Source organism: Streptomyces sp. NBC_00091 (assembly GCF_026343185.1).
Classification (GTDB): domain Bacteria; phylum Actinomycetota; class Actinomycetes; order Streptomycetales; family Streptomycetaceae; genus Streptomyces.
Genome location: NZ_JAPEMA010000004.1, coordinates 450,746 through 473,704 on the forward strand (window position 1 = coordinate 450,746; position 22,959 = coordinate 473,704).

The window sequence follows — 22,959 nt, forward strand, 5'->3', positions numbered from 1 at the left end:
GCGAGGGAAGGGGGGTCAGTAGCCGTAGATCATCTTGTAGGCGACCTCCGGCAGGAACTGTCCGGCCGAGGAGTCGGCCCCGACGCCGCAGTTGCCGTCGGACTCGCCGGGGACCTTGATCCACAGCAGCATCTCGGCACCGCCGCCGCGCTGGCTGGGAGTGCCGATCCGGCGGCCTGCGGGGTTGCACCACTGGCCGTTGGAACCGTTGCCGTTGCGGCTGGTGTCGACGACGAACGGCTTGGTGTAGCCGTAGGAGCCCAGGGCGGAGTTGACCGCGTTGCCGTAGGAGGTGTTCTGGTCGGTGGTGAAGTAGTTGGAGACGTTCAGCACGAAGCCGCGTGCCCCGCCGACACCGGCGGCGGCGAGCTGGCGCGCCATGGTCGAGGCGTCGACCCAGCCGGGGTTCCCGGCGTCGAGGTAGACCCAGGTGTTGGGTGCCTTGGCCTTGAACTGGTCGATCGCGTTCTTCAGCATGGCGTTGCGCTCCGCGATCTGAGCAGCCGTCATGCAGCTCTCGTGGCCGAGCGCGTCGGGTTCCAGGACGACCACGGCAGGGCGGTTGCCGATGCCACTGGCGAAGGCGGCGATCCAGGCGTCGTACGCGGCCCGGCTCCCCGCGCCGCCGCCGGAGTGACCGGCGCAGATGTCCCGGTGGGGGATGTTGTACGCGACCAGGATCGGCAGCTTGTCGTAGGAGTCCGCGCGGCCGACGTAGGCGCCGGTTGCCGTGCCGATATCGCCGCTCCAGTTCCCGAACCAGCGGGCTGCCGGGGTGTTGGCGATGGACGTCCGGATCGCCGCCGCCCGCCCGTCGCCGGGGTTCGCGTTGGTCCACCGCAGGGCGGAGTTGTCGGGGTCGGCGTAGAAGCCGCTGGTCATGGTGGTCGGGTCCGCGGCGTACGCCGGGCCGGCACTGATCAGGGCGAGACCGGTGGCGAGGGCACCGGCCAGCAGGACGGATGCGGCTCGGACGGACTTGCGCATGGTTCTTCCTCCGGTGGGGGTGGGGGTGGGGGTGGGGAAGTGGAAGCGCTTCCAGTTTTGGTGTGGGGTCGGATCGCGCTGATGGGATGATTGGGGTCGTCGAGGAGCAGTTCTTCCATGGAGCCGTCACCCAAGCGCATGCCGACCCTCGACGAGGTGGCCGCACGAGCCGGCGTGTCGCGCACGGCGGCCTCCCGGGTGATCAACAACGCCCCGCATGTCAGCCGCGCCAAGCGGGAGGCGGTCCAACGGGCGGTGCGCGAGCTGGATTTCGTGCCCAATCCGTCCGCGCAGGCCCTGGCGACCCGCCGGGTCGGAGCGGTGGTGCTGGCGGTCTCCAGCGACGAGCCGGGGCTGTTCGCGGACCCGTTCTTCGCGGAGGTCATCGTCGGCGTCAGCGCGGCGCTGGAGCAGACCGAACTGGAACTGATCCTGCTGCTGGCCAACACCCCGCGCGGCCGGGAGAGGTTCGAGCGGTTGCTGCGCTCCCGCCGGGCCGACGGCGTCATGCTGATGGCGCTGCGCGGCGACGATCCGCTGGGACGCCTGGGAGAGGAGGTCGATCTCCCCGTCGTCTTCGGCGGACTCCCGCTCACCGGCGAGCCCACGTGGTACGTGGACGCCGACAACCGGGGCGGTGCCCGCCTGGCCGCCGAGCACTTCGCGCGCACGGGCCGCCGACGGCCCGTCATGATCACCGGACAGATGGACGCCAGGGCCGCAGTCACGCGGGAGCAGGGGTTCACCGAGGGGCTGACCTTGTCCGGCCTGCCGCTTCTCGGGGTCGAGCCCGGGCAGTTCACCGAGGACGGCGGCGCGGAGGCGATGGAGCGACTGCTCCGGGCGCACTCCGATCCCGACGCGGTGTTCGCGGCCTCCGACGCGATGGCCATCGGCGCTCTGCGCACCTTGCGGGAACGGGGCCTCCGGGTGCCCGAGGATGTCGCGGTGATCGGCTTCAACGACCTGGCGAGCGCCCGGCACACCAGCCCGCCGCTGACCACGGTCCATCAGCCGGTGCGGGCGCTGGGCCAGGAGATGGCCAGGATGCTGGTCAGTGCCATCGAAGGATACCGCCCCACCCCGCTGATCCTCCCGACCCGCCTGACCGTGCGCGAGTCCGCTCCCGATCTGCCCGCGTCGGCCTGATCAGCGGGCGCTTCCGGCAGGGCCGGCCCGATCTGACGGGAGCGCCTCCCACTCGATTTCCCGTCGCCGCGATCGGCCCGTGGCGATCGGGAGACTCGGCGCCGGGTCAGATGAATCGCCACAGGTGGTCGTTGGCGCCGTTGTCGTCCCAGAGAACGGTATGTGCTCCCTGGGCGGTGGAGGCGCCGGAGACGCCGAGGACGCGGCTGCTGTTGGCGCACTGGATCCTGAAGGTGTCGCCGCCGCCGTGGCGCAGGCGCCACCGGTGGTCGGCGGTGCCGTTGTCCGCCCACTGGACGATCCGGGCGCCGTTGGCGGTGTCGCCGTTCTCCACGGCGAGGACCTTGCCGCTGTGGGAGTTGCGCAGGCGCAGGTGGCCGCCGGTGTCGACTACGGCCGTCCAGAGATGGTCGGCGGTGCCGTTGTCGTCCCACTGGATGGCGAGGCCGCCGTCGGCGGTGGACATGTCCCGCACACCGAGGACCCGCCCGCTGGCGACGTTCTGGATGCGCCTGGCGCCGTCGGGGACGAACTGCCACTGGCCGGCGGGGGCGCCGGTGTCGGGCACCTGTACGGCTGCGGCGCCGTTGGCGGTGGAGCCGCCTTCGATGCCGAGCAGCTTGCCGGTGTGGACGTTCCGAACCTTGTGGTAGCCGTTGCCGGCGTCCACGACGGTCCACCGGTGGTCGGCCGTGCCGGTGTCGGCCCACTGGAGGATCGGGGCGTTGTCGGCGGTGGACATGCCCTGCACGCCGAGGACCTTGCCGCTGTTGACGTTGCGCAGGCGCAGTGCGGCGCCGTCGACGATGAGGACCCAGTTGTGGTCGGTGGTGCCGGTGTCGGTCCACTGCAGAGCGAGGCCCCCGTCGGCGGTCGACATGTCCCGGATGCCGAGGACGAGTCCGCTGGCCGCGTTGACGAGACGGAAGCCGGCGGTGTCGGTCCGCCAGTAGACGGTGTAGTTGAAGCCCTGGGCGTCGTGGAACGGGGCGAGGTCGACCTTCGTTCCGTTGGCGGTGGCCGTGAAGGCGAGGGAGGTGCTGCTGGTCCGGGTGATCGAGGAGGGGGCCAGGGCCGGGAGGGAGGACAGTGTGGTGCTCCCGTAGTTGCCGGCGAGGACGGCGGGGCCGTAGGTGATCGCCGCGACAGCGGGGTTGTCGTTGGCGGCCTGGAGGGCCACGCGCATGGGGAGCTTCACGGTGACGGTGTCGCCGGAGGCCCAGGACCGGGTGAGGGTGGCGTAGGTGCCCGGACTGGCCGTGACGGTCTGGGCGACGCCGTTGACGCTGACGGTGGCGCCCGAAGTCCATCCGGGGATGCGGACGCGCATCGACCAGGTCCCGCCGACGCCGCCGGTGACCTTGAGCGTCGTGGTGTCGTCGGCCGGGTAGGAGGTGGTCTGGGTGACGGTGATGCCTCGCTGGGTCCAGTCCAGGACGGAGGGGAGGAACAGGTTCACGGTGAGGGTGGTGCTGCCGTCGTGGAAGTAGATGGAGTCCATCAGCTTCGTGTTGGACTCGATGCCCGTTCCCTGGCAGCACCAGAACGTGCCGTAGTCGGTGCTCCAGGTGCCGCCGCCCCAGGCCGGGCCCTTGCCGCGGCGGCCGCCCGGGTTGAGGGGGGTGAAGTAGGTGATGTGCCCGTGCGGGTCGGCCGGGTTCTGGGCGCCGATGACGTGGTTGAGCAGCACCTTCTCGTAGAAGTCGAAGTACGACGCCCGGCCGGGGTCCAGCTGCCACAGTTCCCGGGTCAGCTTGAGCATGTTGTAGGAGTTGCAGAGCTCGCAGGTGTCGGGGGCGAGGAAGCCGGAGATGGCGTTCGGGGCCCGGAAGTGTTCCGCCTGGCTGTTGCCGCCGATGGCATACGTGTGCGAGGTGGTGCAGATCCTCCACGCGTTGGCGGCGATGTCGCGGTAGCGGGTCGTCCCGGTGGCCTTGTACTCGCGGACGGCTCCGATCCACTTGGGCACCTGCGTGTTGGCGTGCAGACCGTTCAGTTGGTCCAGGTTCGCGGCGAGGGGGTCGAAGACCGCGGCATGGTCGAACCGCTGGGCGGTGGCCAGCCAGCGTGCGTCGCCGGTCTGTTGGTGGAGGTCGGCCAGCACCTCGTTCATGCCGCCGAACTCGACGCCCATCAACGACTGCATCTTGCTCTGGCTGAGCGCGGCGGTGCGCCGGTCGACCCAGCCGGCGAGCGCGAGGAGCACGTCGCGGGCCTGCGTGTTGCCGATGAGGCGCCACACGTCGAGCAGACCGGCCATGGTCTTGTGGACGCAGTAGTACGGGACGTTGCCGTTGTTCAGCGTGCCTGCTTCGAGGCTGGTGAAGTCGGCCTCGGGGAAGCCCGACAGGTAGCCGGCGGAGAAGCCCGCGGTGGAGTTGTTGGCTTGGCACTTGGCGAGTTCGGCCACCATGCGGTCGGCCTTGTCGCGGCAGGTGGTGTCCCCGACCGCGGCGTAGGCCTGGGCCCATGCCGTGAGGAAGTGGCCCTGCACGTGGGTGCGGAAGGGGAACGCCGGGTCGTCCCATCCTCCGGTCGGGGCCGCGGCGTTGGTGGAGAGCCGGTGGTTGGCGCGGAAGTTGTACAGCAGGCGGTCGACGTCGATGAAGCGGAGATAGGCCAGGGTGCGGTTCTGATTGTCGAGCCAGCGGCTGCTGGTGAGCTGGACCTGACCCAGGTCGAACGGGAACGTCGACACTCCGACGTCGGACCTGACCGGGGGCGTCTGCGCCGTGGCGGAGACGGTGTTCAGTACGGGGCCGACAGCCGCGGCCACGGCCGCGACGCCGGTCGCCTTGATCACGGCGCGGCGGCTTAAGGGGGGAACCGGCATGGCGAACTCCGTGGTCTGTGAGAGATAAGGGCGCCGCGCACAAGGGCTGTTGGGCTTCGACCGGCGGTTGCGAGGTCGGTGCTGCGGCTGCCTGCTGCGCATGAGTGTTAACGCTCACAATTGACGTGTCAATACCTCCGTCGGGCGGTGCCGACAAGGCTGTCCCGCGCACCGCGCGCAGCTGCTCCAGGCGATCGATCCGCTCCGGCGGCGTGCATCGCGGCCAGGTACACCGAGGTCAATGGGGGTCGACTGGGCGGGAGGTGAGGTGCGAGGCGGCAGGTGGCGGACGCGGACCGCCACCTGGTCGCGGCGTCAGTGACGTCAGGGCCTGCCTGGCGGTTCCTGCCGGCTCGGGTACGTGATGTCGAACCACGTGAAGTGGGCTTGGCTGGTGGAGGGGCGGCCGTTGGAGGTGGCGTAGAGGCCCAGCTGGACACTGGTGAACAGCGGGGTGAGGAAGGTGGCTTCGATGGTGGCCAGATCCTCCCAGGCGCCGTTCGGAGCCGCGTGGGCGAAGGTGTGGCTGAAGCCGCGGATGCGGACCCCCAGGCGAACGGGGCCCGGCGGGACGGGAACGCCGGCCAGGATCTCGGGCCCGTGGCGGAGGCTGAGTCCCTCCGTGGTGCGAAGGAAGAGGAGATGGGTGTCGTCGTCGAGGACTACGGCGAGGCCTGCCTCTTCGTCCGGTGCGGCGGGGACGAAGTGCAGTTCGGTGGAGACGTCGCAGTCGGGCTGTTCCTGGGGGCGGGCCAGGAGGGACGGGACGGTGCGTTCGCCGAGGTGTTCGGGGCGGAGCTGGAGGCGGAGTCCGTCGCCGGTGGTCCAGAACCGCGCGGGTGGGGTGCGCAGGGTGCTCCAGTCGGCGGCGAGGGTGGCGAAGTCGTCGTGGAGGGGCCGGCGGAGGTCGGTGTGGTCGACGGGAGAGAAGACCGGCCAGCCGTCGTCCCAGGTGATCCGGCTGAGGAAGGTCTCGCGGCCGAGGGCGGAGCCCGGGCGGACGCCCAGAAGGAAGGCCCGCCAGTCGCCGTACGGGGTTTGGACGAGGTCGGCGTGCCCGGTGCAGGTGACCGGCCCCTTGGCGGGTGGGAGCACCGGGTTGCCGGGGGCGCCCTCGTAGGGGCCGGTCACGCGGTCGGCGCGGGCGGCCACCACGCTGTGGTCCACATCGGTGCCGCCCTCGGCGGTGAGCAGAAGATAACTGCCGTCGATCTTGTAGAGGTGCGGGGCTTCCGACCATCGGGCGCCCGGGTGGCTTCCCGACCACAGGACGTGCTCCGGTCCCGTGAGCAGTCGTTCGTGGGGAAGGTATTCGCGCATCCAGATCGCGGTGCGGCCGCCGGCCTCGTCCAGCACGCGGGCGGCGGTGAACCAGGCCCGGCTGCCGCCGCCCCCGTCGCCATCGCCGTCGTCCGGACCGTCGTCGAAGAACAGCGACGGGTCGAAGCCCTCGCCGTCCAGCCAGATCGGCTGTGACCACGGCCCCGCCGGGTCGGTCGCCGTGACGACGAAATGGCCGGGGCCGTCCATCAGTGTGCAGACGAGATGGAAGACCCCCTCATGGTGCCGGATCGTCGGTGCGAACAGACCCCGTGAGGGCTCGCACCCGTCGAGGTCGAGCTGCGACGCTCGGTCGAGCGCGGAGCCGATGCGCCGCCAGTTCACGAGATCGCGGCTGTGGAAGACGGGAAGGCCCGGGAACCATTCGAAGCTGGACGTCACCAGGTAGTAGTCCGCTCCCACCCGGCAGACGGACGGGTCGGGCCGGAACCCGGGCAGCACGGGATCACCGAAGACGGGATCATCGCAGGACGTGGTCATGGAACCGGGACGATCTCGACCGGCACGGACAGCACCCGGTCGGCCGCCGGGTGGCGTACGGGGCCCTCCAGAGTGAAGGAGCCCTGGAGCGGCAGGTCGCCGCTGGACCGTCCGACGGCCACGCCGATCTCCCCGGGCTCCACTCTCCTGCGCAGGTCGAGCCCGGTGAAAGAGGTCCGGTCGGCATGGACGGAGAAGGTGATCCGGGCGGCCGCGCCCGGCTGCAGCTCGACCCTGCCGAATCCGGCGAGCCACCGTTGCGGCCGGACGACGGACGCCACGGGATCGGAGAGGTACAGCTGGACCACCTCGGTCCCGGCCACCTCGCCGACGTTGCGTACGGTGACCGAAACGGAGACGGCCCCGTCCGTCGCGGCAACGGGATCCACCGACAACTCCGAGCAGGTGAAGCTGGTCCAGCTCAGCCCGTGTCCGAAGGGGAACAGCGGGGTCGGGTCCACCGAGCTCCAGTCGGTGTGCCCGCCGAGCCTCGCGTGCAGGTAGGTGCCGGGCTGGCCGCCGGCCTGGCGGGGGATGGAGACGGGCAGCCGCCCGGACGGTTCCGCGGCCCCGCTGATGATCCGGGCCAGCGCCGTCCCGCCCTCCTCGCCGGGGAAGAAGGCCTGCACCACGGCCGATGCGCGCTCGGCCAGCGTGCCGAGTGCGTAGGGCCGTCCGGAGACGAGGACCAGAACGGTCGGCACCCCGGCGTCCAGAACGGCGTCGGCGAGCGCGGCCTGGTCGCCGGGCAGGTCGAGGGTCTCGGCGTCGCAGCCCTCGCCGGAGGTGCCCCGGCCGAACATGCCGGCCCGGTCCCCGAGCACCAGCACGTTCACGTCCGGATCGTCCGCGGTGACCGTGAACCCGGCAGCGGTGAGCGCCTCGCCGAGCGTCGGGATCTCCAGCCCGAGGTCGCCGGGCAGCGCGACGTGGTTGGGGAAGGAGTAGCAGCCGAGGAAGGACTGGGGGTCGTCGGCGTACGGCCCGCTGATCGCCACGCGGCACGGCCGCAGCGGCAGGGTGCCGTCGTTGGCGAGCAGCACGGTGGACCGTTCGGCCAGGAGCCCGGCCAGTGCCCGGTTCTCCGGCGGGTCGAGGTCGACCGGCTCGGGCTTGACGGGTTCCCAGCCGGGGTCGAGCAGGCCGAGCTCGGCCTTCTGCAGCAGGACCCGTTCCGCGGCCCGGTCGATGAGCTCCTCGGACACGACTCCCGACCGGACGAGTTCGGTCAGCGGCTCGCCGTAGCAGCGGGCCGTGGGCAGCTCGACGTCGATTCCGGCGGTCAACGCCAGCGCGCCGGCCGCGCCCCGCGATCCGGTGACACCGTGCCGGGTTTCCAGGAAGGAGACGGCGTAGTAGTCGGCGACGACCACACCGCTGAAAGCGAGCTCACCCCTGAGCAGCTCGGTCAGCAGCCGTTCGTCGGCGGCCACCGGGACTCCGTCCACGTCGGTGTAGCTGTTCATCACCGACCGGGCGCCTCCCTCGCGCAGTGCCCGTACGAATGGCTCGACCAGTACGTCGGCGAACTCGCGCGGCCCCGAGGAGACGGGGGCCATGTTCCGGCCGCCGCGTGAGGCCGAGTACCCGGCGAAGTGCTTGAGCGTCGCCACGATCCCGGCGCCCTCCAAGCCCTGCACGTAGGCGGTGCCGATCGCTCCGACGAGGTAGGGGTCCTCGCCTATGCACTCCTCGGTCCTGCCCCATCGGTAGTCGCGGACCACGTCGAGCACCGGGGCCAGCCCTTGGTGGACGCCGACCTGCCGCATCCCCGCGCCGATGGCGGAGGCCATCTGGCGCACGAGCCCGGGATCGAAGGATGCGCCCCAGGCCAGCGGCCCGGGGAAGACCGTGGCTCCGAACGTCATGAACCCGGTCAGGCACTCCTCGTGAGCGACCGCCGGGATCCCGAACCGGCCGGATCCGGTCACCTGCCGCTGGAGCGAGGCGAGCCGCTCCATCCCGGCCTCCACGGCGATCGGCGCGGTGCCGTACACCCGGGTCAGCTGGCCGAGGCCGTGGGCGACGATGTCGTCCAGGCCGGGCGCGGACTCGCCCGAATCGTCCTCCATCGGCGCGACCGGTGCGCCCGGATCCGACGGCAGCGCCCAGAAGCCGGTGAGCTGACCCGCCTTCTCTTCCAGCGTCATTCGTTTCAGCAGATCGGCGACTCGTACGGACACGGGTATGAGGGGGTCACGCCAGGGCTCGGTCAAGGAGTTCTCCTAGGGACTTCGACGACACGACCTAGAGACGGGGCGGGGCGGTGGAGAGCCTGACCTTGAGCTCGGTCGAGAGCTCCATCCGGGGGCTGACCAGGGGCTGACCGTCCAGGAGCTGGAAGAGTGTGCGGGCGGCGAGCCGGCCCATCTCCTCCAGCGGCTGGCGCACCGTCGTCAGCGGCGGTGACAGCCATTCGCACATCGGCAGGTCGTCGAAGCCGACCACGCTGAGGTCCTGGGGGATGCTCAGCCCGCCCTGCCGGGCGGCTTCGTAGACGCCCATCGCCTGCTGGTCGCTGCCGGCGAAGATGGCGGTCGGCGGCTCGGGAAGGGCGAGCAGTTCCCGTGCGCGCTGGAACCCGCCCTCGTGCTGGAAGTCGCCGAACCGGATCAGGTCGCGGTCGACCTCGATCCCGGCCCGCTCCAGCGCGGCGCGGTATCCGTCGATGCGGGCCTGACTGCAGAGCATCTCCTTGCGCCCGCCGATCGCGCCGATCCGGCGGTGCCCCAGCTCCAGCAGGTGCTCCGTGGCGGCGAGGCCGCCCGCCCAGTTGGTCGCGCCGATGCTCGGCACGCCGTTGCCCGGCAGGTCGATCGGGTCGATGACCACCAGCGCCACCCCGGCCTGTTCGACCTGGGCACGCTGGGCTTGGGTGACCGAGGCGGTGACGAGGATGACGCCGTCGCTGTGGTGCAGGACCGGCAGGGCGGCCCAGCTCGACGGCGTGGCTTCGCCCGGCGGGACGAGCGACACGACGGTGCCGACGCTCCGCTGGGCGCACTCGGCCTCGACGCCGCGCAGGATCTCCACCGCCCACGCGCTGTCCAGACCACCGATGATCAGGTCGACCAGGCCGGACCTGCGGGCCCTGGCCTGCCCGCCGGGGTGGAGGTAGTTGTGGGAGCGCAGCAGGCCCTCGATCCGTTCGCGTGTCGAGGGTGCGACATCGGAGCGGCCGTTGACCACCTTCGACACGGTGGCCTGGGAGACCCCTGCCTCCGCGGCGATGAGGGCCAGGGTCGGACGCTGCTCGCTCAACTTCTCTCCTCTGTGCGGACGTTCTGGGCTGACGACAGGTATCGCAAACTTTCGAAGAGTTTCCAGTCGGCGCGACCAGGTTGTCAAGCTCCAAGTGCGCTGCTGCCAAAGGGAAATCAGTAAGAAAGCTTGACCGGGGGCCCGTGCGTTCCTAGTTTGTGGCAGCACCGAATCGAGGATGTTGCGAAAGAATTTCGAAATCGAACCGTGTTCCCCACCCCGGAGGTCCCATGGCCAGCACACCCCCGAGCCGACGAAGCTTCCTGGCGCTCTCGGGCCTGACCGCTCTGTCCGTCTCGCTGACCGCGGCCTGTGGCGGCGGGGACTCCGGCTCGATGCCGACGGCCGGCGGCAAGGTGACCTTCGCGTGGTGGAACATCGCCACGACGGAGCCGGGGAAGTCCCTCTTCCCGCAGATTTCCTCGGCGTTCACGGCCGCCCACCCGAACATCACGATCAAGACGACCTCGTTGGAGAACGAGGCGTTCAAGTCCAAGCTGACCGCCACCACCTCTTCGGGAAAGCTCCCCGACGTCTTCCAGACCTGGGGCGGCGGCGTTCTGCGGCAGCAGGTCGACGCGGGGCTGGTCGAGGACCTCACCGACGTGTTCGGCTGGTCGTCCGAGCTCACCCCGGTCTCGCTGCAGGCCTATCAGTTCGAGGGCCGGACCTACGGGGTGCCCTACGACGTCGGCATGGTCGGCTTCTGGTACAACAAGAAGCTCTTCGCCAAGGCCGGGATCGCCGCTCCGCCGGCCACCTGGGCCGAGCTCCTGGAAGACGTCAAGAAGCTCAAGGCGGCGGGCGTCACTCCGATCGCCCTCGCGGGCAAGGAGAAATGGCCCGGCCACTACTACTGGGCCTACCTCGCAATGCGCGTCGCAGGCCTCCCCGCGCTGCAGCAGGCCGCGACCGCCAAGGACTTCACCGGCGCGGGCTTCGTCCAGGCAGGCACCCACCTCAAGGAGCTGGTCGACCTCCAGCCGTTCCAGACTGCCTTCCTCGGCGCCGGCTACGCCACCCCCGGCGGCCAGGCCGCGACCATGGGCAACGGCAAGGCCGCCATGGAGCTGATGGGGCAGTGGGGGCCGTCGGTGCAGAAGGACGCGGGCGCCGACCTCGGCGCGGACCTGGGCTTCTTCCCCTTCCCCACGGTCGACGGCGGGGTCGGTCGGGCCACCGACGTGTTCGGCGGTGGCGGTGGCTTCGCGCTGCGCAAGGGTGCGTCGAAGGAGGCGCTGGACTTCCTGAAGTTCTTCGTTCTGGACAACCAGTCCAAGCTGCTGGCCTCCAACGGCTACCTGCCGGTGGTCAAGGGCGCGGAGAGCCAGCTCACCGACCCCAACAGGAAGGTGGTGGCCGACAGCCTGGTCAAGGCGACGGGCTTCCAGCTCTTCCTCGACCAGGCCTACCCGCCGGCGGTCGGCCAGGAGGTCAACGACAGCGTCGCCGACCTCATCGCGGGCAAGAAGACGCCCGAGCAGGTCACCAAGTCGATCACCGAGGCTGCGAAGGGTGCCTAGCTCCGTGTCCACCCTGACCAAGGAGCGGACGCAGGACGCCGGGCCGGTGGGCCCGCCCGCCCCGGCACGCTCGCTCCCGCGCCGGCTGGGAAGCTGGGCGTCCGTCGCCTGGTTCCTCGTCCCGGCTCTGGTCCTCTTCCTCGTCTTCGTCCTCGCCCCCATCGCGGTCGCCGTCTACACCGGCTTCTTCAAGTGGGGCGGGGTCGGCCCCCTGGAGGAGTTCGTCGGCTTCGGGAACTACGCCACCCTCTTCCGGGATCAGGTCTTCCTCGGCGATCTGGAGCGCGGGCTGTACCTGATCACGCTGTCGATCACGGTGCAGTTGCCGTTCGCGCTGTTCACCGCCGTCCTGCTCAACCAGAGGCTGCGCGGCCGGGCCGTCTACCGGATGCTGTTCTTCGCGCCGTACATCCTGTCCGAAGTGGTCACGGCGGTCCTCTTCACGATGATCTTCCTTCCCGGTGGCGGCATGGCCGACCATCTCGCGGGCGCCCTCGGCCTGGAGGGGCTGCAGGGCAAGTGGCTCGCCGATCCCTCGACGGTCATGCCGACCCTGTTCGTGGTCATGACCTGGAAGTACTTCGGGTTCCACATGATGCTCTTCCTCGCCGGGCTGCAAAGCATCCCGGGCGAGATCCTCGAGGCAGCCTCCATCGACGGCGCCGGCGCCTGGCAGCGCTTCCGGCACGTGACGCTGCCGTTGCTCGGCCCGACGATCCGGATCAGCGTCTTCCTTTCGGTCATCGGCGCCATCCAGCTCTTCGACCTCGTCTGGGTCATGACCGCGGGCGGGCCCAACCACTCCTCCGAGACGATGGCGATCTCGATGTTCCAGTTCGGGTTCAAGCGCTACCAGGTCGGCTACGCCAGTGCGATCAGCGTGGTCCTGTTCATGATCAGTCTGGTCTTCTCCCTCTTCTACCAGCGGTACGTTCTGCGCCGTGACCTGAGCGGGGCCGTCACCACGGGAGGTGGCCGATGAACGCCCGCAGAACGACCCGCGGCCTGTCGCTGCACGCCGTGGTCTGGCTGATCGGCGCGTTCGTCGTCGTGCCGCTGGTCTACGCGGTGATCTCCGGGTTCAAGAGCACCGGCGAGCTGACGACCAACCCGTTCGGGCTGCCGGAGCACTGGAAGACCGGCAACTACACCGGCATTCTCGGCGACGGAATGTTCTGGCGGCAGATCGCCAACAGTGCGGGCATCGCGATCGGCACGGCATGCTGCACGGTGGCGGTCTCCGCGATGGCGGCGTTCGTACTGGCCCGCTACGCCTTCCGGGGCAGGGAGCTGTTCTACACGCTGTTCACGATCGGGCTGATGTTCCCGTTCGCGGTGGCCGTCCTGCCGCTGTTCCTGCTGCTGCGCAACTTCGACCTGCTCGACAACCCGCTCGGAGTGATCCTCCCGCAGGCGGCCTTCGGGCTCCCCATGACGATCATCATTCTGCGCGGGTTCTTCCGGACCGTCCCGGCAGAGGTCGAGGAGGCGGCCGTCATGGACGGCTGCGGCAAGTTCCGCTTCTTCTGGAAGATCCTGCTGCCGATGGCGCGTCCGGCGCTCGGCACGGTTTCGGTGCTGGCGATCGTCGCGAGCTGGAACAACTTCTTCCTGCCGCTGCTGGTGTTCAACGACCCGAAATGGCAGACGATCCCGGTCGGCGTCCAGCAGTTCCAGGGCCAGTACTCGACCGACTACGCGCTCGTCCTCGCCTACATCGTGCTCGCGATGGTCCCCGCCCTCGCCTTCTACGCCGTCGCCGAGCGGCAGCTGATCGGCGGACTGACCGCGGGCGCCACCAAGGGCTGACCCGTCCCGCCCGACCTCCACCCCCGAGGAGACGCCGTGAAACGCCTGGCCGCATCGACCGCAGTTTTGTTAGCGCTAACAACACAGGCTGTGGCCGCCCCCGCGCACCCCGCCCCCGCGCACCCCGTCATCGACTTCCGCGCCGAACTCCAGCCCATAGACGGATTCGGCTTCTCGATGGCCTTCCAGCGGGCCGACCTGCTGCACGGCGCACGCGGCCTCAGCCCGGCCAAGCAGCGCGAGGTGCTCGACCTGCTGCTCAGTAAGGACAAGGGCGCGGGCCTTTCGATCCTGCGCCTGGGCATCGGGTCGTCGGCCGACAGGGTCTACGACCACATGCCGACGATCCTGCCGGCCGATCCCGGCGGGCCGCAGGCCACGCCGAAGTACGTCTGGGACGGCTGGGACGGCGGTCAGGTCTGGCTCGCCAAGGAGGCCAAGGACTACGGCGTCACACGGTTCTTCGCCGACGCCTGGAGCGCCCCGGCCTTCATGAAGACCAACGGAAGCGAGAACGACGGCGGCGAGCTGCGCCCCGAATGGCGCCAGGCCTACGCGAACTACCTCGTCCAGTACGCGAAGTTCTACCGGCAGGAGGGCATCGGGATCACCGACCTCGGGTTCACCAACGAACCCGACTGGACGGCGACCTACGCCTCGATGCGGTTCACCCCGCAGCAGGCCGTCGACTTCCTCAAGGTGCTCGGGCCGACCGTCCGCGCGTCCGGACTGAAGACCGGGGTGGTCTGCTGCGACGCCGCGGGCTGGGACCGACAGGTCGCCTACACCGAAGCCATCGAGGCGGACCCCGCGGCCGGCAAGGCCGTGCGGACCATCACCGGACACCGCTACAGCGGTCCGACCGAGGTGGCGCAGCCGACCGACAAGCACGTGTGGATGTCGGAATGGTCGCCGGACGGCGCCACCTGGAACGAGAACTGGCACGACGGCAGCGGCTACGACGGTCTCACCGTCGCGGCCGACATCCAGAACACCCTGGCCGTCGGCAACGCCAACGCCTACGTCTACTGGACCGGCGCGTCCCTCGGCGCGACCCGAGGGCTCATCCAGCTCGCCAACCCCGGTGACGACTACCGGGTGTCCAAGCGGTACTGGGCGCTGGCCGCCTTCAGCCGGTTCATCCGCCCCGGCGCCGTCCGCGTGCCGGTCACGAACGCCGGCCCGGCACTGCAGATCACGGCCTTCCGCAACACCGACGGCAGCCGCGTGATCGAGATCCTCAACACCGCGACCACCGAAAGCTCCGCCGAGTTCTCTCTCCGCGGCGGGCACGACCGCCGCCCCGACGGCTACGTCACCGACGAGACCCGCTCGATCACCCCGGCCGACATCGTCTCCACCCATGGCACGACCCTCAAGGCGACGCTCGCCCCACGCGCGCTGACCACGATCGTCCTCGACTGAACCGACCATCACCGCAGGAGTAGTCCGTCATGCCCATTCCCAGGTCCAGGTCCACGTCCCGGATTCTCACCGCTCTGTCCGCCGCCGTCTGCCTGGCGGCCGGCCTCGGCGCCGCGCCCGCAGCCGCCGAGCCCCGCCCCAGGACGCTCGGAGAACTGGCCAAGAAGCACCACAAGTACTTAGGCTCCGCCACCGACAACCCCGAGTTCACCGACGCCGCCTATCTGAAGCTCCTCGGCAGCGAATTCGGGCAGACCACCCCCGGCAACGCCATGAAGTGGTACGCCACCGAGCCCGAACGCGGCGTCTTCGACTTCACCGCCGCCGACGAGGTCGTCTCGTTCGCCAAGGCCCACCACCAGAAGGTCCGCGGCCACACCCTCATCTGGCACAACCAGCTCCCCGCCTGGCTCACCGAGCACGCCTGGACCGCCGACGAACTGCGCGCCGTCCTCAAGAACCACATCCAGACGCAGGTCCGGCACTTCAAGGGCCAGGTGATCCACTGGGACGTCGTCAACGAGGCCTTCAACGACGACGGCACCTACCGCGAATCACTCTTCTACAAGACGCTCGGCCCCGGCTACATCGCCGACGCCCTGCGCTGGGCCCACGAGGCCGACCGGCACGCCAAGCTGTACCTCAACGACTACAACGTCGACGGGATAGGCCCCAAGAGCGACGCCTATTACACCCTGATCAAGCAGTTGAAGGCCGACGGCGTTCCGGTGGAGGGCTTCGGCATCCAGGGCCATCTGGCGCTCCAGTACGGCTTCCCGGCCGATGTCCAGCAGAACATGCAGCGCTTCGCCGACCTCGGGGTCGAGGTCGCGATCACCGAGCTCGACATCCGGATGAACCTCCCCGCGACCCCTTCGATGCTCGCCACCCAGGCCACCTGGTACGCCGACTACGTCAAGGCCTGCCTGGCGGTCAGGAAATGCGTCGGCATCACCATCTGGGACTACACGGACAAGTACTCGTGGATCCCCTCCGTCTTCCCCGGTGAGGGCGCAGCGCTGCCCTACGACGAGAACCTGCTGCCCAAGCCCGCCTATCACTCGATCAGGAAGGTGCTGGGCGGATGATCAGAACGGCGATCGTCGGAACGGGCGGGATCGCGGGCATATGCCACGTTCCCGCCCTCCGGGCGCAGGCGCACCGGGCCCTGATCGTGGCCGCCGTCGACGTGGACGCCGCGCGCGCCGAGGCCTTCGCGGCCGAACACGGCATACCCGCGGTCTACACCGACCTGCACACGATGCTCCAGGAGCAGAGGCCGGACCTCGTTCACCTGTGCACGCCTCCGTTCCTGCACGCCGACCAGGCCGTGGCCTGCCTGGAGTCGGGCGCGTGGGTCTGGTGCGAGAAGCCGGTGGCCCTGTCGCTGGCCGAGCTCGACCGGATCCGTCGCGCCGAAGGGCCCGCCCTCGCGGGCGCGGTGTTCCAGCACAGGTACGGCTCGGGGGCCCGGTACCTGCGCGACCGGATCGCGGCCGGGACGCTGGGCCGTGCCCTGGTCGCGCAGTGCGTCACGGCGTGGTATCGCGACGACGCCTATTACGACGTGCCCTGGCGCGGCACCTGGGAGAGCGAAGGCGGCGGCCCGACCCTGGGCCACGGCATCCACCAGATGGACCTGATGCTCGCGGTGCTCGGCGAATGGGCCGAGGTACGCGCGATGGCCGGCCGCCTCGAACGCGACGTCCAGACCGAGGACGTGTCCGCGGCCCTCGTCCGGTTCGAGAACGGAGCCATCGCGACGGTCGTCAACAGCGTCCTTTCCCCGCGCGAGGAGAGCTACCTGCGGTTCGATCTCACCGATGCCACGGTCGAACTGCGCCATCTGTACGGCTACTCCAACGCGGACTGGACGTTCACCACCAGCTCGAAAAGCGTGAAGTGGGAGCCGCCGGAGGACCTGCCCAGCTCGCACACCGCCCAACTCGCGGCCTTCCTGGACGACTACGAGGCGGGGACCCGGCCCGACCTCGGCAGGCCCACCATGGAACTGGTCACCGCCCTGTACAAGGCCGCGATCACCGGCCTGCCGGTCCGGCGCGGAGAGATCGACGCGGCCGACCCGTTCTACGGCTCGCTCAACGGAGGGCGCCCGGAGGTGTTCCGATGACCTTCGAACTCATCGAGGACGAGGACTCGCTGACCGTCCGAGCCTGCGACGTCGACCTCTTCCGGTACGTGCACCGGCCGGTCATGGACCCCTTCGAGGCGCCGAAACCCTACCTGCATCCGGTGCGCACGCTCGCCGGCGACGTGGTCACCGGCTACCGGCCGCACGACCACCGCTGGCACAAGGGCATCCAGATCACGGCGTCGTGGCTCTCGGGGCACAACTTCTGGGGTGGCGGCACCTACTTGCGCGGCCAGGGCTACGTGGACCTGCCGAACCTCGGCACGATGCGCAGCCTCACCGTGGCCGCCGAGACAGGCCACGGCCGCGCCGTGATCACCGAGGACCTGGCCTGGTACACGATGGCGGGGGAGCACTGGATCGACGAGCGCCGCACGCTGACCGCCCGCGACGTCGAGGCCGACTCCTGGACCCTGGACGTCACCACCGCACTGACCAACGTCCGGGGCGCCGGACTGCTGTTCGGTAGCCCCGGCACACAGGGCAGAAGGCTCGCCGGATACTCCGGCCTGTTCTGGCGCGGCCCGCGCGACTTCACCGGCGGGGAAGTGATCGGCCCCGCGATGGGCGAGCAGGGTGACTGGCTGGCCTTCACCGGCACGCACGACGAGGTCGACCGCTCCTCCACGCTCCTGTTCCTGGACGATCCGGACGCCCCCTGCGACTGGTTCGTCCGCAGTGAGCCCTTCCCAGCCGTCAACCCCTCCCTGGCATTCGACGAGGAACTGCCGCTGGCCCCGGGCGAGACCCTGTCGCGCCGCTACCGGATCGTCGTGGCCGACGGTGCGTGGGCCCCCGGGCGCCTGTCCCGCCACATCGCGGAACACCCGTGGTGACCCCGTTCCCCGGCGGCGTGGGGATCTCCGGGTTGACCGTGTACGACTGGGAGGCCGCCGACGGGCTGTGCGGCGGCACGCCCCACATGCACCTCGTCTGCTCCGAAGCCTACGTCGTCATCAGCGGCGCGGGCAGTGTCCAGACCCTCACCACCTCCGGCTTCGCCGAGACCCCGCTGCACGCCGGCGACGTCGTCTGGTTCACCCCCGGCACGATCCACCGCCTGGTCAACGACGGCGGCCTGCGCCTCGTGGTGCTCATGCAGAACGGCGGACTTCCCGAGGCGGGCGACGCCGTCTTCACCTTCCCTGCTCCGGTCCTGGCCGATCCCCACGCCTACCGGAGGGCGGCAGCCCTGACCGGCGACTATTCCGCGGCAGCGCGCCGCCGCCGCGACTTGGCGGTCGAGGGTTTCCTGGCCTTGTGCGAAGGCGGGCTGCCGGAGTTCCACATCGCAGCCCACCGCCTGAAGAGCGAGCTCCTGGACGCCTGGTGGATCCGCTGGCGTGACGGCCCCATGGCAGCTGCCGTCACGACCGGCCGTCAGCTGGAACGGCTGAAGGCCGGAGACCTCTCCCACCTCGACCACGGCGAAGTGTCGCGACTGGAGCGTCCGGAGCACCAACGCTTCGGCATGTGCGGCCGCCTTCACACCTATCCCGTACCCGCCCCCCCAATACGGCCGTTCCGCGGTCCGTCGGGGTCACCTCACCCCCACCCCCCAAAGGAGCCCTTCTGATGTGGTTTCGCCATCCCTCCCCGGTCCAACTGAGACGACGGCTGCTCGCCGTCCTCGCGCCCTTGCTGCTCCTGGCCACCTTCCTCAGCGTCCAGCCCGCCAGCGCGGCGACCGTCGACCCCAACGCCTACTACGTGCTGGTCAACCGCAACAGCGGCAAGGCCCTGGACGTCTACAACCTGGCGACCGGCGACGGCGCCCGCATCACCCAGTGGACCCGGAACGATCAGAACCAGCAGCAGTGGCAGTTCATCGACTCCGGCGGCGGTAACTACCGGATCAAGTCCCGCCACTCCGGCAAGGTGCTGGACGTCCAGAACGGTTCCACCGCGAACGGCGCCTCGATCGTCCAGTGGGCCGACGCGAACGGGACCAACCAGCAGTGGCGGCTGGCCGACAGCTCGGACGGCTACGTGAGGCTCATCGCGCGCCACAGCAACAAGGCTCTCGAGGTACAAGGCGGATCCACCGCCGACAACGCGAACGTCGTCCAGTACGACGACTGGGGCGGCACCAACCAGCAGTGGCAGCTCGTCAAGGTCGGTGCCGGCAACCCCGGTGCGTGCGCTCTTCCGTCGACATACCGCTGGACCTCGACGGGCGCACTGGCGCAGCCCAAGGCCGGGTGGGCGTCGCTCAAGGACTTCACCGTCGCCCCCTACAACGGCAAGCATCTCGTCTATGCGACGACACACGGCGCCGCGGGAACGGGAGCAGGCTGGGGTTCGATGAACTTCGGCCTGTTCGGCAACTGGCCGGAGATGGCCTCGGCCAGCCAGAACACGATGTCGAACTCCGTCGTCGCGCCCACGCTCTTCTACTTCGCGCCGAAGAACATCTGGGTGCTCGCCTACCAGTGGGGAGGCGGGAGCGCCTTCTCCTACCGGACGTCGAGCGACCCGTCCAACCCCAATGGCTGGTCCTCACAGCAGGTGCTCTTCACCGGAAGCATCACCGGCTCCACCACAGGCCCCATCGACCAGACGCTCATAGCTGACGGCACGAACATGTACCTGTTCTTCGCCGGTGACAACGGCAAGATCTACCGGGCCAGCATGCCGATCGGGAACTTCCCGAGCAGTTTCGGCTCGAACTACACGACGATCATGAGCGATACGGCGGACAACCTGTTCGAAGCCCCGCAGGTCTACAAGCTCCAGGGCCAGGACCGCTACCTCATGCTCGTCGAGGCGAGGGGCTCGCAGGGCCGCTACTTCCGCTCGTTCACGGCCACCAGCCTGAACGGCTCATGGACACCCCAGGCCGCGACCGAGAGCAACTCCTTCGCCGGCAAGGCCAACAGCGGCGCCACCTGGACCAACGACATCAGCCATGGCGAACTGATCCGCACCAGCGCCGATCAGACCTTCACCGTCGATCCCTGCAACCTGCAGTTCCTCTACCAGGGACGCGACCCCAACTCCGGCGGCGACTACGGCCAATGGCCCTACCGGCCGGGTCTGCTGACACAGCAGCGCTGACGACGTGACACGGTCCGGCTCCGGAGCGGAGCCGGCGTGGCGGGCTCGGCGACACGAGGCCGAGCCCGCCCGGGTCACGCGAAGAGAAGAGTCACCGTGCCGGTCCCAGGAACTGGGTGGCCGCCAGACGTGCGTACAGGCTGTCTTGGCCGAGCAGTTCCGCATGGGTGCCCACCGCGGGTACCCGTTCTGCGTCCATCACCACGATCCGGTCGGCGTGGGTCACCGTTGAGAGGCGGTGTGCCACGACGAGGACGGTGGTCGTCCGGGCGGCCTGCGTGATGACGTCGCGTACCGCGAGTTCGTTGAGAACCCCACCGAGCGAGACCACGTCGACATGGTCCACCTATGGGACCCCAAGGCCGGCGTCCTGCCCGCAGGCGTCAACTACGGCGGGGAGGCGGGCTGACATGCCGTCGATGGTGGTCATCGCCACCACCGCGGTCCCCGACCACCTCCGGGGCGCCCTCAGTCGGTGGACCGCCGAAGCAGTCCCCGGCATCTTCGTCGGCACGATCTCCGCCCGCGTCCGTGACGAGCTGTGGACATCTGTCTCGGCCGTGGTCGGCGACGGCCAAGCGGTCCTCTTCCACACGGCTCCCACAGAGCAGGGCTGTGCTCTCCGCACAGCTGGTACACGCCGCCGAGTGCCGATCGACTTCGACGGTCTCACTTTGATCCGGATGACCGCAGCCGTCCAGCCATAGCTGTGACCGTATGAATTGAAGCAGGGGGTGGGCCCCTCTCGGATGGAAGGTCGCCCCTTGCCAGGTTGCGCAGGCTGCGGACGACCGAAAGGCAGCGCAATGGCCGACACCGCCAACTCCCGTGCAGGCAGCGCCCGCCCGCCCGGCATCCGAGAAGGCGAAGACGGTCTGACGGAGCGCCAGCGCTCGGCGGCTCCGTCCGCATCGCACGGTTCGCACTGACCACACCCCGAGCGCACCAACGTCCCTCCTCCGCATCTGACCAGCTGCTCAGTCCCCGACGCGCAGCACCAGGAAGGACCACACCATGGCCAGTACCACCGTCCACAGGCCAACGGCTCACCCGGCCGCAGTGAGGTCACCCGCCGCCGGTACGAGCCTCGCCCGGGCAGCCTGGGTGCTGATGATCCTCATATTGGCGTTCGCCGTCCTTCCCGCCGCGGTGCATCCCACAGCGGCCAGGGCCGACAACCCGATCGTGCAGCACGTCTACACCGCCGACCCTGCCCCACTGGTGCACAACGGGCGGGTCTACCTCTACACCGGGCACGACGAGGACGGCTCCACCTCCTCCTTCGTGATGAATGACTGGCGGGCGTGGTCCTCCGCCGACATGGTCAACTGGACCGACCACGGCTCACCGCTCAGCCTGAACACCTTCAGCTGGGCGGGCGCCAACGCGTGGGCGGGCCAGGCCGTCGAACGGGACGGCAAGTTCTACTGGTACGTGCCGGTGTCGGTCCGGGCGACCGGCCGATTCGCCATCGGCGTGGCGGTGTCGGACAGCCCCACCGGCCCGTTCCGGGACGCCCTCGGCCACCCGCTGGTGGAGAACAGTGAGATCGACCCGACCGTCTTCATCGACGACGACGGCCAGGCCTACCTGTACTGGGGCAACCCGAATCTTTGGTACGTCAAGCTGAATGCGGACATGACGTCCTACGCGGGCAGCCCCGTCAGAATTCCGCTCACCACCGAGGGCTTCGGGTCCCGCACCGACAACCCCGACCGTCCCACGCTGTACGAAGAAGCACCATGGGTCTACAAGCGGAACGGCATGTACTTCATGGTGTATGCCGCCAAGTGCTGCTCGGAGTTCATCGCCTACTCCACGGCACCCAGCCCGACCGGACCGTGGACCTACCGTGGAACAGTCATGCCCGCCCAGGGCAACAGCTTCACCAACCACGCGGGCATCGTGGACTTTCAGGGCAACTCGTATTTCTTCTATCACAACGGCGCCCTCCCGGGCGGCGGCGGCTTCACCCGCTCGGTCGCAGTGGAGAAGTTTTCCTACAACGCTGACGGAACGATCCCGACGATCAATATGACGACGGCCGGGGCGCCGCAGGCCGGCACGCTCGATCCTTATGTCCGCCAGGAAGCCGAGTCCATCGCGTGGGGCAGCGGCATCGAAACCGAACCCTCCAGCGAGGGCGGGATGAACATCAGCTGGATTGAAAACGGCGATTACATCAAGGTCAAGGGCGTAGCATTCGGCACCGGTGCCGGCTCGTTCACCGCCAGGATGGCCTCAAACACCAGCGGCGGCCGAGTTGAGCTGCACCTGGACAGTGCTACTGGGCCGACGGTCGGGACATGCATGGTGTCGGGCACCGGAGGCTGGCAGACCTGGAGCACGGTCTCGTGCCCTGTTACCGGTGCGACCGGGACCCACGATCTGTACCTGCGCTTCGCCGGTGGCAGCGGGTACCTGTTCAATATGAACTGGTGGCAGTTCACCACCGGCCAGTCCACCTTCTCGTCAACCGCCGTCGTCCAGCACAGCGGGCACTGCCTGGACGACCCCAACCAGAGCACCACCGACGGCACTCAGTACCGGCAGTACACCTGCGGCGCCGGTGAGGAACAGCGGTTCGACTTCCGTCCGGTGCAAGGGGTGGCGGACACCTACTCCCTGGTGAACCGCCACAGCGGCAAGTGCCTCGACATCCGCGGTGTCTCCACCGCCGACGGTGAGGCGGTCCATCAGTGGACCTGCCACGGCGGCACGAACCAGCAGTTCACGCTGCGGCATGTCGCCGCCAACGACTACCAGCTCGTCGCGGTGCACAGCGGCAAGTGCGTGGACGTCAGCGGGATCTCCACCGCCGTCGGAGCATTGGTCCACCAGTGGACCTGTGACTCCGCCAGTGCCCTGGCCGCCAAGAAGAACCAGGTCTGGCGCCTGACCGGCAAGAGCTGAACCAACACAGGGTCGGGCCCGGGCCGGCA

Annotated in this window: 17 protein-coding genes and 1 pseudogene; 12 read left to right on the forward strand and 6 right to left on the reverse strand. The window is 69.3% G+C overall.

Annotation, left to right across the window (positions count from 1 at the left end):
* Nucleotides 1-15: 15 nt before the first annotated feature.
* A complete protein-coding gene (locus tag OOK34_RS35135) occupies nucleotides 16-987 on the reverse strand; it encodes a glycoside hydrolase family 6 protein (RefSeq protein WP_267036528.1) in 972 nt (323 codons plus the stop codon).
* Between the two features lie 117 nt (nucleotides 988-1,104).
* On the opposite strand from OOK34_RS35135, the gene OOK34_RS35140 reads away from it, so the two are divergent.
* Nucleotides 1,105-2,136, forward strand: a complete 1,032-nt coding sequence (locus OOK34_RS35140; RefSeq protein WP_267036529.1) for a LacI family DNA-binding transcriptional regulator — start codon at nucleotides 1,105-1,107, stop codon at nucleotides 2,134-2,136.
* 106 nt (nucleotides 2,137-2,242) lie between these two features.
* Here OOK34_RS35140 and OOK34_RS35145 read toward each other — a convergent pair whose 3' ends face one another.
* The 4 genes from OOK34_RS35145 to OOK34_RS35160 form a co-directional block, all read right to left on the reverse strand.
* Nucleotides 2,243-4,969: a beta-L-arabinofuranosidase domain-containing protein gene (locus tag OOK34_RS35145; RefSeq protein WP_267036530.1), complete on the reverse strand. Its 2,727-nt coding sequence runs from the start codon at nucleotides 4,967-4,969 to the stop codon at nucleotides 2,243-2,245.
* A gap of 324 nt (nucleotides 4,970-5,293) precedes the next feature.
* The gene (locus tag OOK34_RS35150; protein WP_267036531.1) at nucleotides 5,294-6,790 is read right to left on the reverse strand and encodes a glycoside hydrolase family 43 protein; all 1,497 of its coding nucleotides are present in this window, start codon (nucleotides 6,788-6,790) and stop codon (nucleotides 5,294-5,296) included.
* Nucleotides 6,787-9,006, reverse strand: a complete 2,220-nt coding sequence (locus OOK34_RS35155; RefSeq protein ID WP_267036532.1) for a glycoside hydrolase family 3 N-terminal domain-containing protein — start codon at nucleotides 9,004-9,006, stop codon at nucleotides 6,787-6,789. Before OOK34_RS35155 ends, OOK34_RS35150 begins: the two co-directional genes overlap by 4 nt.
* Nucleotides 9,007-9,037: 31 nt before the next feature.
* Complete coding sequence (locus OOK34_RS35160) at nucleotides 9,038-10,051, reverse strand: LacI family DNA-binding transcriptional regulator (RefSeq protein ID WP_267036533.1); 1,014 nt, start codon at nucleotides 10,049-10,051, stop codon at nucleotides 9,038-9,040.
* 230 nt (nucleotides 10,052-10,281) lie between these two features.
* Here OOK34_RS35160 and OOK34_RS35165 point away from each other — a divergent pair, with 230 nt between their 5' ends.
* From OOK34_RS35165 to OOK34_RS35205, 9 genes are all read left to right on the forward strand, one after another.
* On the forward strand, nucleotides 10,282-11,574 hold the full coding sequence (locus tag OOK34_RS35165; RefSeq protein ID WP_267036534.1) for an extracellular solute-binding protein: 1,293 nt from the start codon (nucleotides 10,282-10,284) through the stop codon (nucleotides 11,572-11,574).
* A gap of 85 nt (nucleotides 11,575-11,659) precedes the next feature.
* Nucleotides 11,660-12,556 (forward strand): carbohydrate ABC transporter permease, encoded by an 897-nt coding sequence (locus tag OOK34_RS35170; RefSeq protein WP_267036930.1) that lies wholly within the window; start codon nucleotides 11,660-11,662, stop codon nucleotides 12,554-12,556.
* The gene (locus OOK34_RS35175) at nucleotides 12,553-13,383 is read left to right on the forward strand and encodes a carbohydrate ABC transporter permease (protein ID WP_267036535.1); all 831 of its coding nucleotides are present in this window, start codon (nucleotides 12,553-12,555) and stop codon (nucleotides 13,381-13,383) included. The genes OOK34_RS35170 and OOK34_RS35175 overlap by 4 nt, the downstream gene beginning before the upstream one ends.
* Before the next feature lie 90 nt (nucleotides 13,384-13,473).
* Nucleotides 13,474-14,808: a glycoside hydrolase gene (locus OOK34_RS35180; protein ID WP_267036536.1), complete on the forward strand. Its 1,335-nt coding sequence runs from the start codon at nucleotides 13,474-13,476 to the stop codon at nucleotides 14,806-14,808.
* 29 nt (nucleotides 14,809-14,837) lie between these two features.
* Nucleotides 14,838-15,896 (forward strand): endo-1,4-beta-xylanase, encoded by a 1,059-nt coding sequence (locus OOK34_RS35185; protein WP_267036537.1) that lies wholly within the window; start codon nucleotides 14,838-14,840, stop codon nucleotides 15,894-15,896.
* A complete protein-coding gene (locus OOK34_RS35190) occupies nucleotides 15,893-16,939 on the forward strand; it encodes a Gfo/Idh/MocA family protein (RefSeq protein ID WP_267036538.1) in 1,047 nt (348 codons plus the stop codon). Before OOK34_RS35185 ends, OOK34_RS35190 begins: the two co-directional genes overlap by 4 nt.
* The gene (locus tag OOK34_RS35195) at nucleotides 16,936-17,796 is read left to right on the forward strand and encodes a PmoA family protein (RefSeq protein ID WP_267036539.1); all 861 of its coding nucleotides are present in this window, start codon (nucleotides 16,936-16,938) and stop codon (nucleotides 17,794-17,796) included. Before OOK34_RS35190 ends, OOK34_RS35195 begins: the two co-directional genes overlap by 4 nt.
* The gene (locus OOK34_RS35200) at nucleotides 17,793-18,536 is read left to right on the forward strand and encodes a cupin domain-containing protein (RefSeq protein ID WP_267036931.1); all 744 of its coding nucleotides are present in this window, start codon (nucleotides 17,793-17,795) and stop codon (nucleotides 18,534-18,536) included. Before OOK34_RS35195 ends, OOK34_RS35200 begins: the two co-directional genes overlap by 4 nt.
* Nucleotides 18,536-20,017 (forward strand): non-reducing end alpha-L-arabinofuranosidase family hydrolase, encoded by a 1,482-nt coding sequence (locus OOK34_RS35205; protein WP_267036540.1) that lies wholly within the window; start codon nucleotides 18,536-18,538, stop codon nucleotides 20,015-20,017. The genes OOK34_RS35200 and OOK34_RS35205 overlap by 1 nt, the downstream gene beginning before the upstream one ends.
* Nucleotides 20,018-20,108: 91 nt before the next feature.
* Here the strand turns inward: OOK34_RS35205 and OOK34_RS35210 are convergent.
* A pseudogene (locus OOK34_RS35210) lies at nucleotides 20,109-20,324 on the reverse strand (ABC transporter ATP-binding protein); the annotation flags it as partial.
* 103 nt (nucleotides 20,325-20,427) lie between these two features.
* Here OOK34_RS35210 and cas2e point away from each other — a divergent pair.
* Nucleotides 20,428-20,724, forward strand: coding sequence for a type I-E CRISPR-associated endoribonuclease Cas2e (gene cas2e / locus OOK34_RS35215; protein ID WP_267036541.1), 297 nt, complete (start codon nucleotides 20,428-20,430; stop codon nucleotides 20,722-20,724).
* Nucleotides 20,725-21,127: 403 nt separating this feature from the next.
* A complete protein-coding gene (locus tag OOK34_RS35220; protein WP_267036542.1) occupies nucleotides 21,128-22,930 on the forward strand; it encodes a family 43 glycosylhydrolase in 1,803 nt (600 codons plus the stop codon).
* Nucleotides 22,931-22,959 lie beyond the last annotated feature (29 nt).

What these genes read in the sequence shown, in the direction of transcription:
- OOK34_RS35205 (WP_267036540.1), top strand. Translation starts at nt 18,536, where the DNA reads ATGTGGTTTCGCCATCCCTCCCCGGTCCAACTGAGACGACGGCTGCTC.
- OOK34_RS35220 (WP_267036542.1), top strand. Translation starts at nt 21,128, where the DNA reads ATGATCCTCATATTGGCGTTCGCCGTCCTTCCCGCCGCGGTGCATCCC.
- OOK34_RS35185 (WP_267036537.1), top strand. Translation starts at nt 14,838, where the DNA reads ATGCCCATTCCCAGGTCCAGGTCCACGTCCCGGATTCTCACCGCTCTG.
- OOK34_RS35140 (WP_267036529.1), top strand. Translation starts at nt 1,105, where the DNA reads ATGGAGCCGTCACCCAAGCGCATGCCGACCCTCGACGAGGTGGCCGCA.
- OOK34_RS35145 (WP_267036530.1), bottom strand. Translation starts at nt 4,969, where the DNA reads ATGCCGGTTCCCCCCTTAAGCCGCCGCGCCGTGATCAAGGCGACCGGC.
- OOK34_RS35135 (WP_267036528.1), bottom strand. Translation starts at nt 987, where the DNA reads ATGCGCAAGTCCGTCCGAGCCGCATCCGTCCTGCTGGCCGGTGCCCTC.
- OOK34_RS35195 (WP_267036539.1), top strand. Translation starts at nt 16,936, where the DNA reads ATGACCTTCGAACTCATCGAGGACGAGGACTCGCTGACCGTCCGAGCC.
- OOK34_RS35175 (WP_267036535.1), top strand. Translation starts at nt 12,553, where the DNA reads ATGAACGCCCGCAGAACGACCCGCGGCCTGTCGCTGCACGCCGTGGTC.
- OOK34_RS35150 (WP_267036531.1), bottom strand. Translation starts at nt 6,790, where the DNA reads ATGACCACGTCCTGCGATGATCCCGTCTTCGGTGATCCCGTGCTGCCC.
- OOK34_RS35165 (WP_267036534.1), top strand. Translation starts at nt 10,282, where the DNA reads ATGGCCAGCACACCCCCGAGCCGACGAAGCTTCCTGGCGCTCTCGGGC.
- OOK34_RS35190 (WP_267036538.1), top strand. Translation starts at nt 15,893, where the DNA reads ATGATCAGAACGGCGATCGTCGGAACGGGCGGGATCGCGGGCATATGC.
- cas2e (WP_267036541.1), top strand. Translation starts at nt 20,428, where the DNA reads ATGCCGTCGATGGTGGTCATCGCCACCACCGCGGTCCCCGACCACCTC.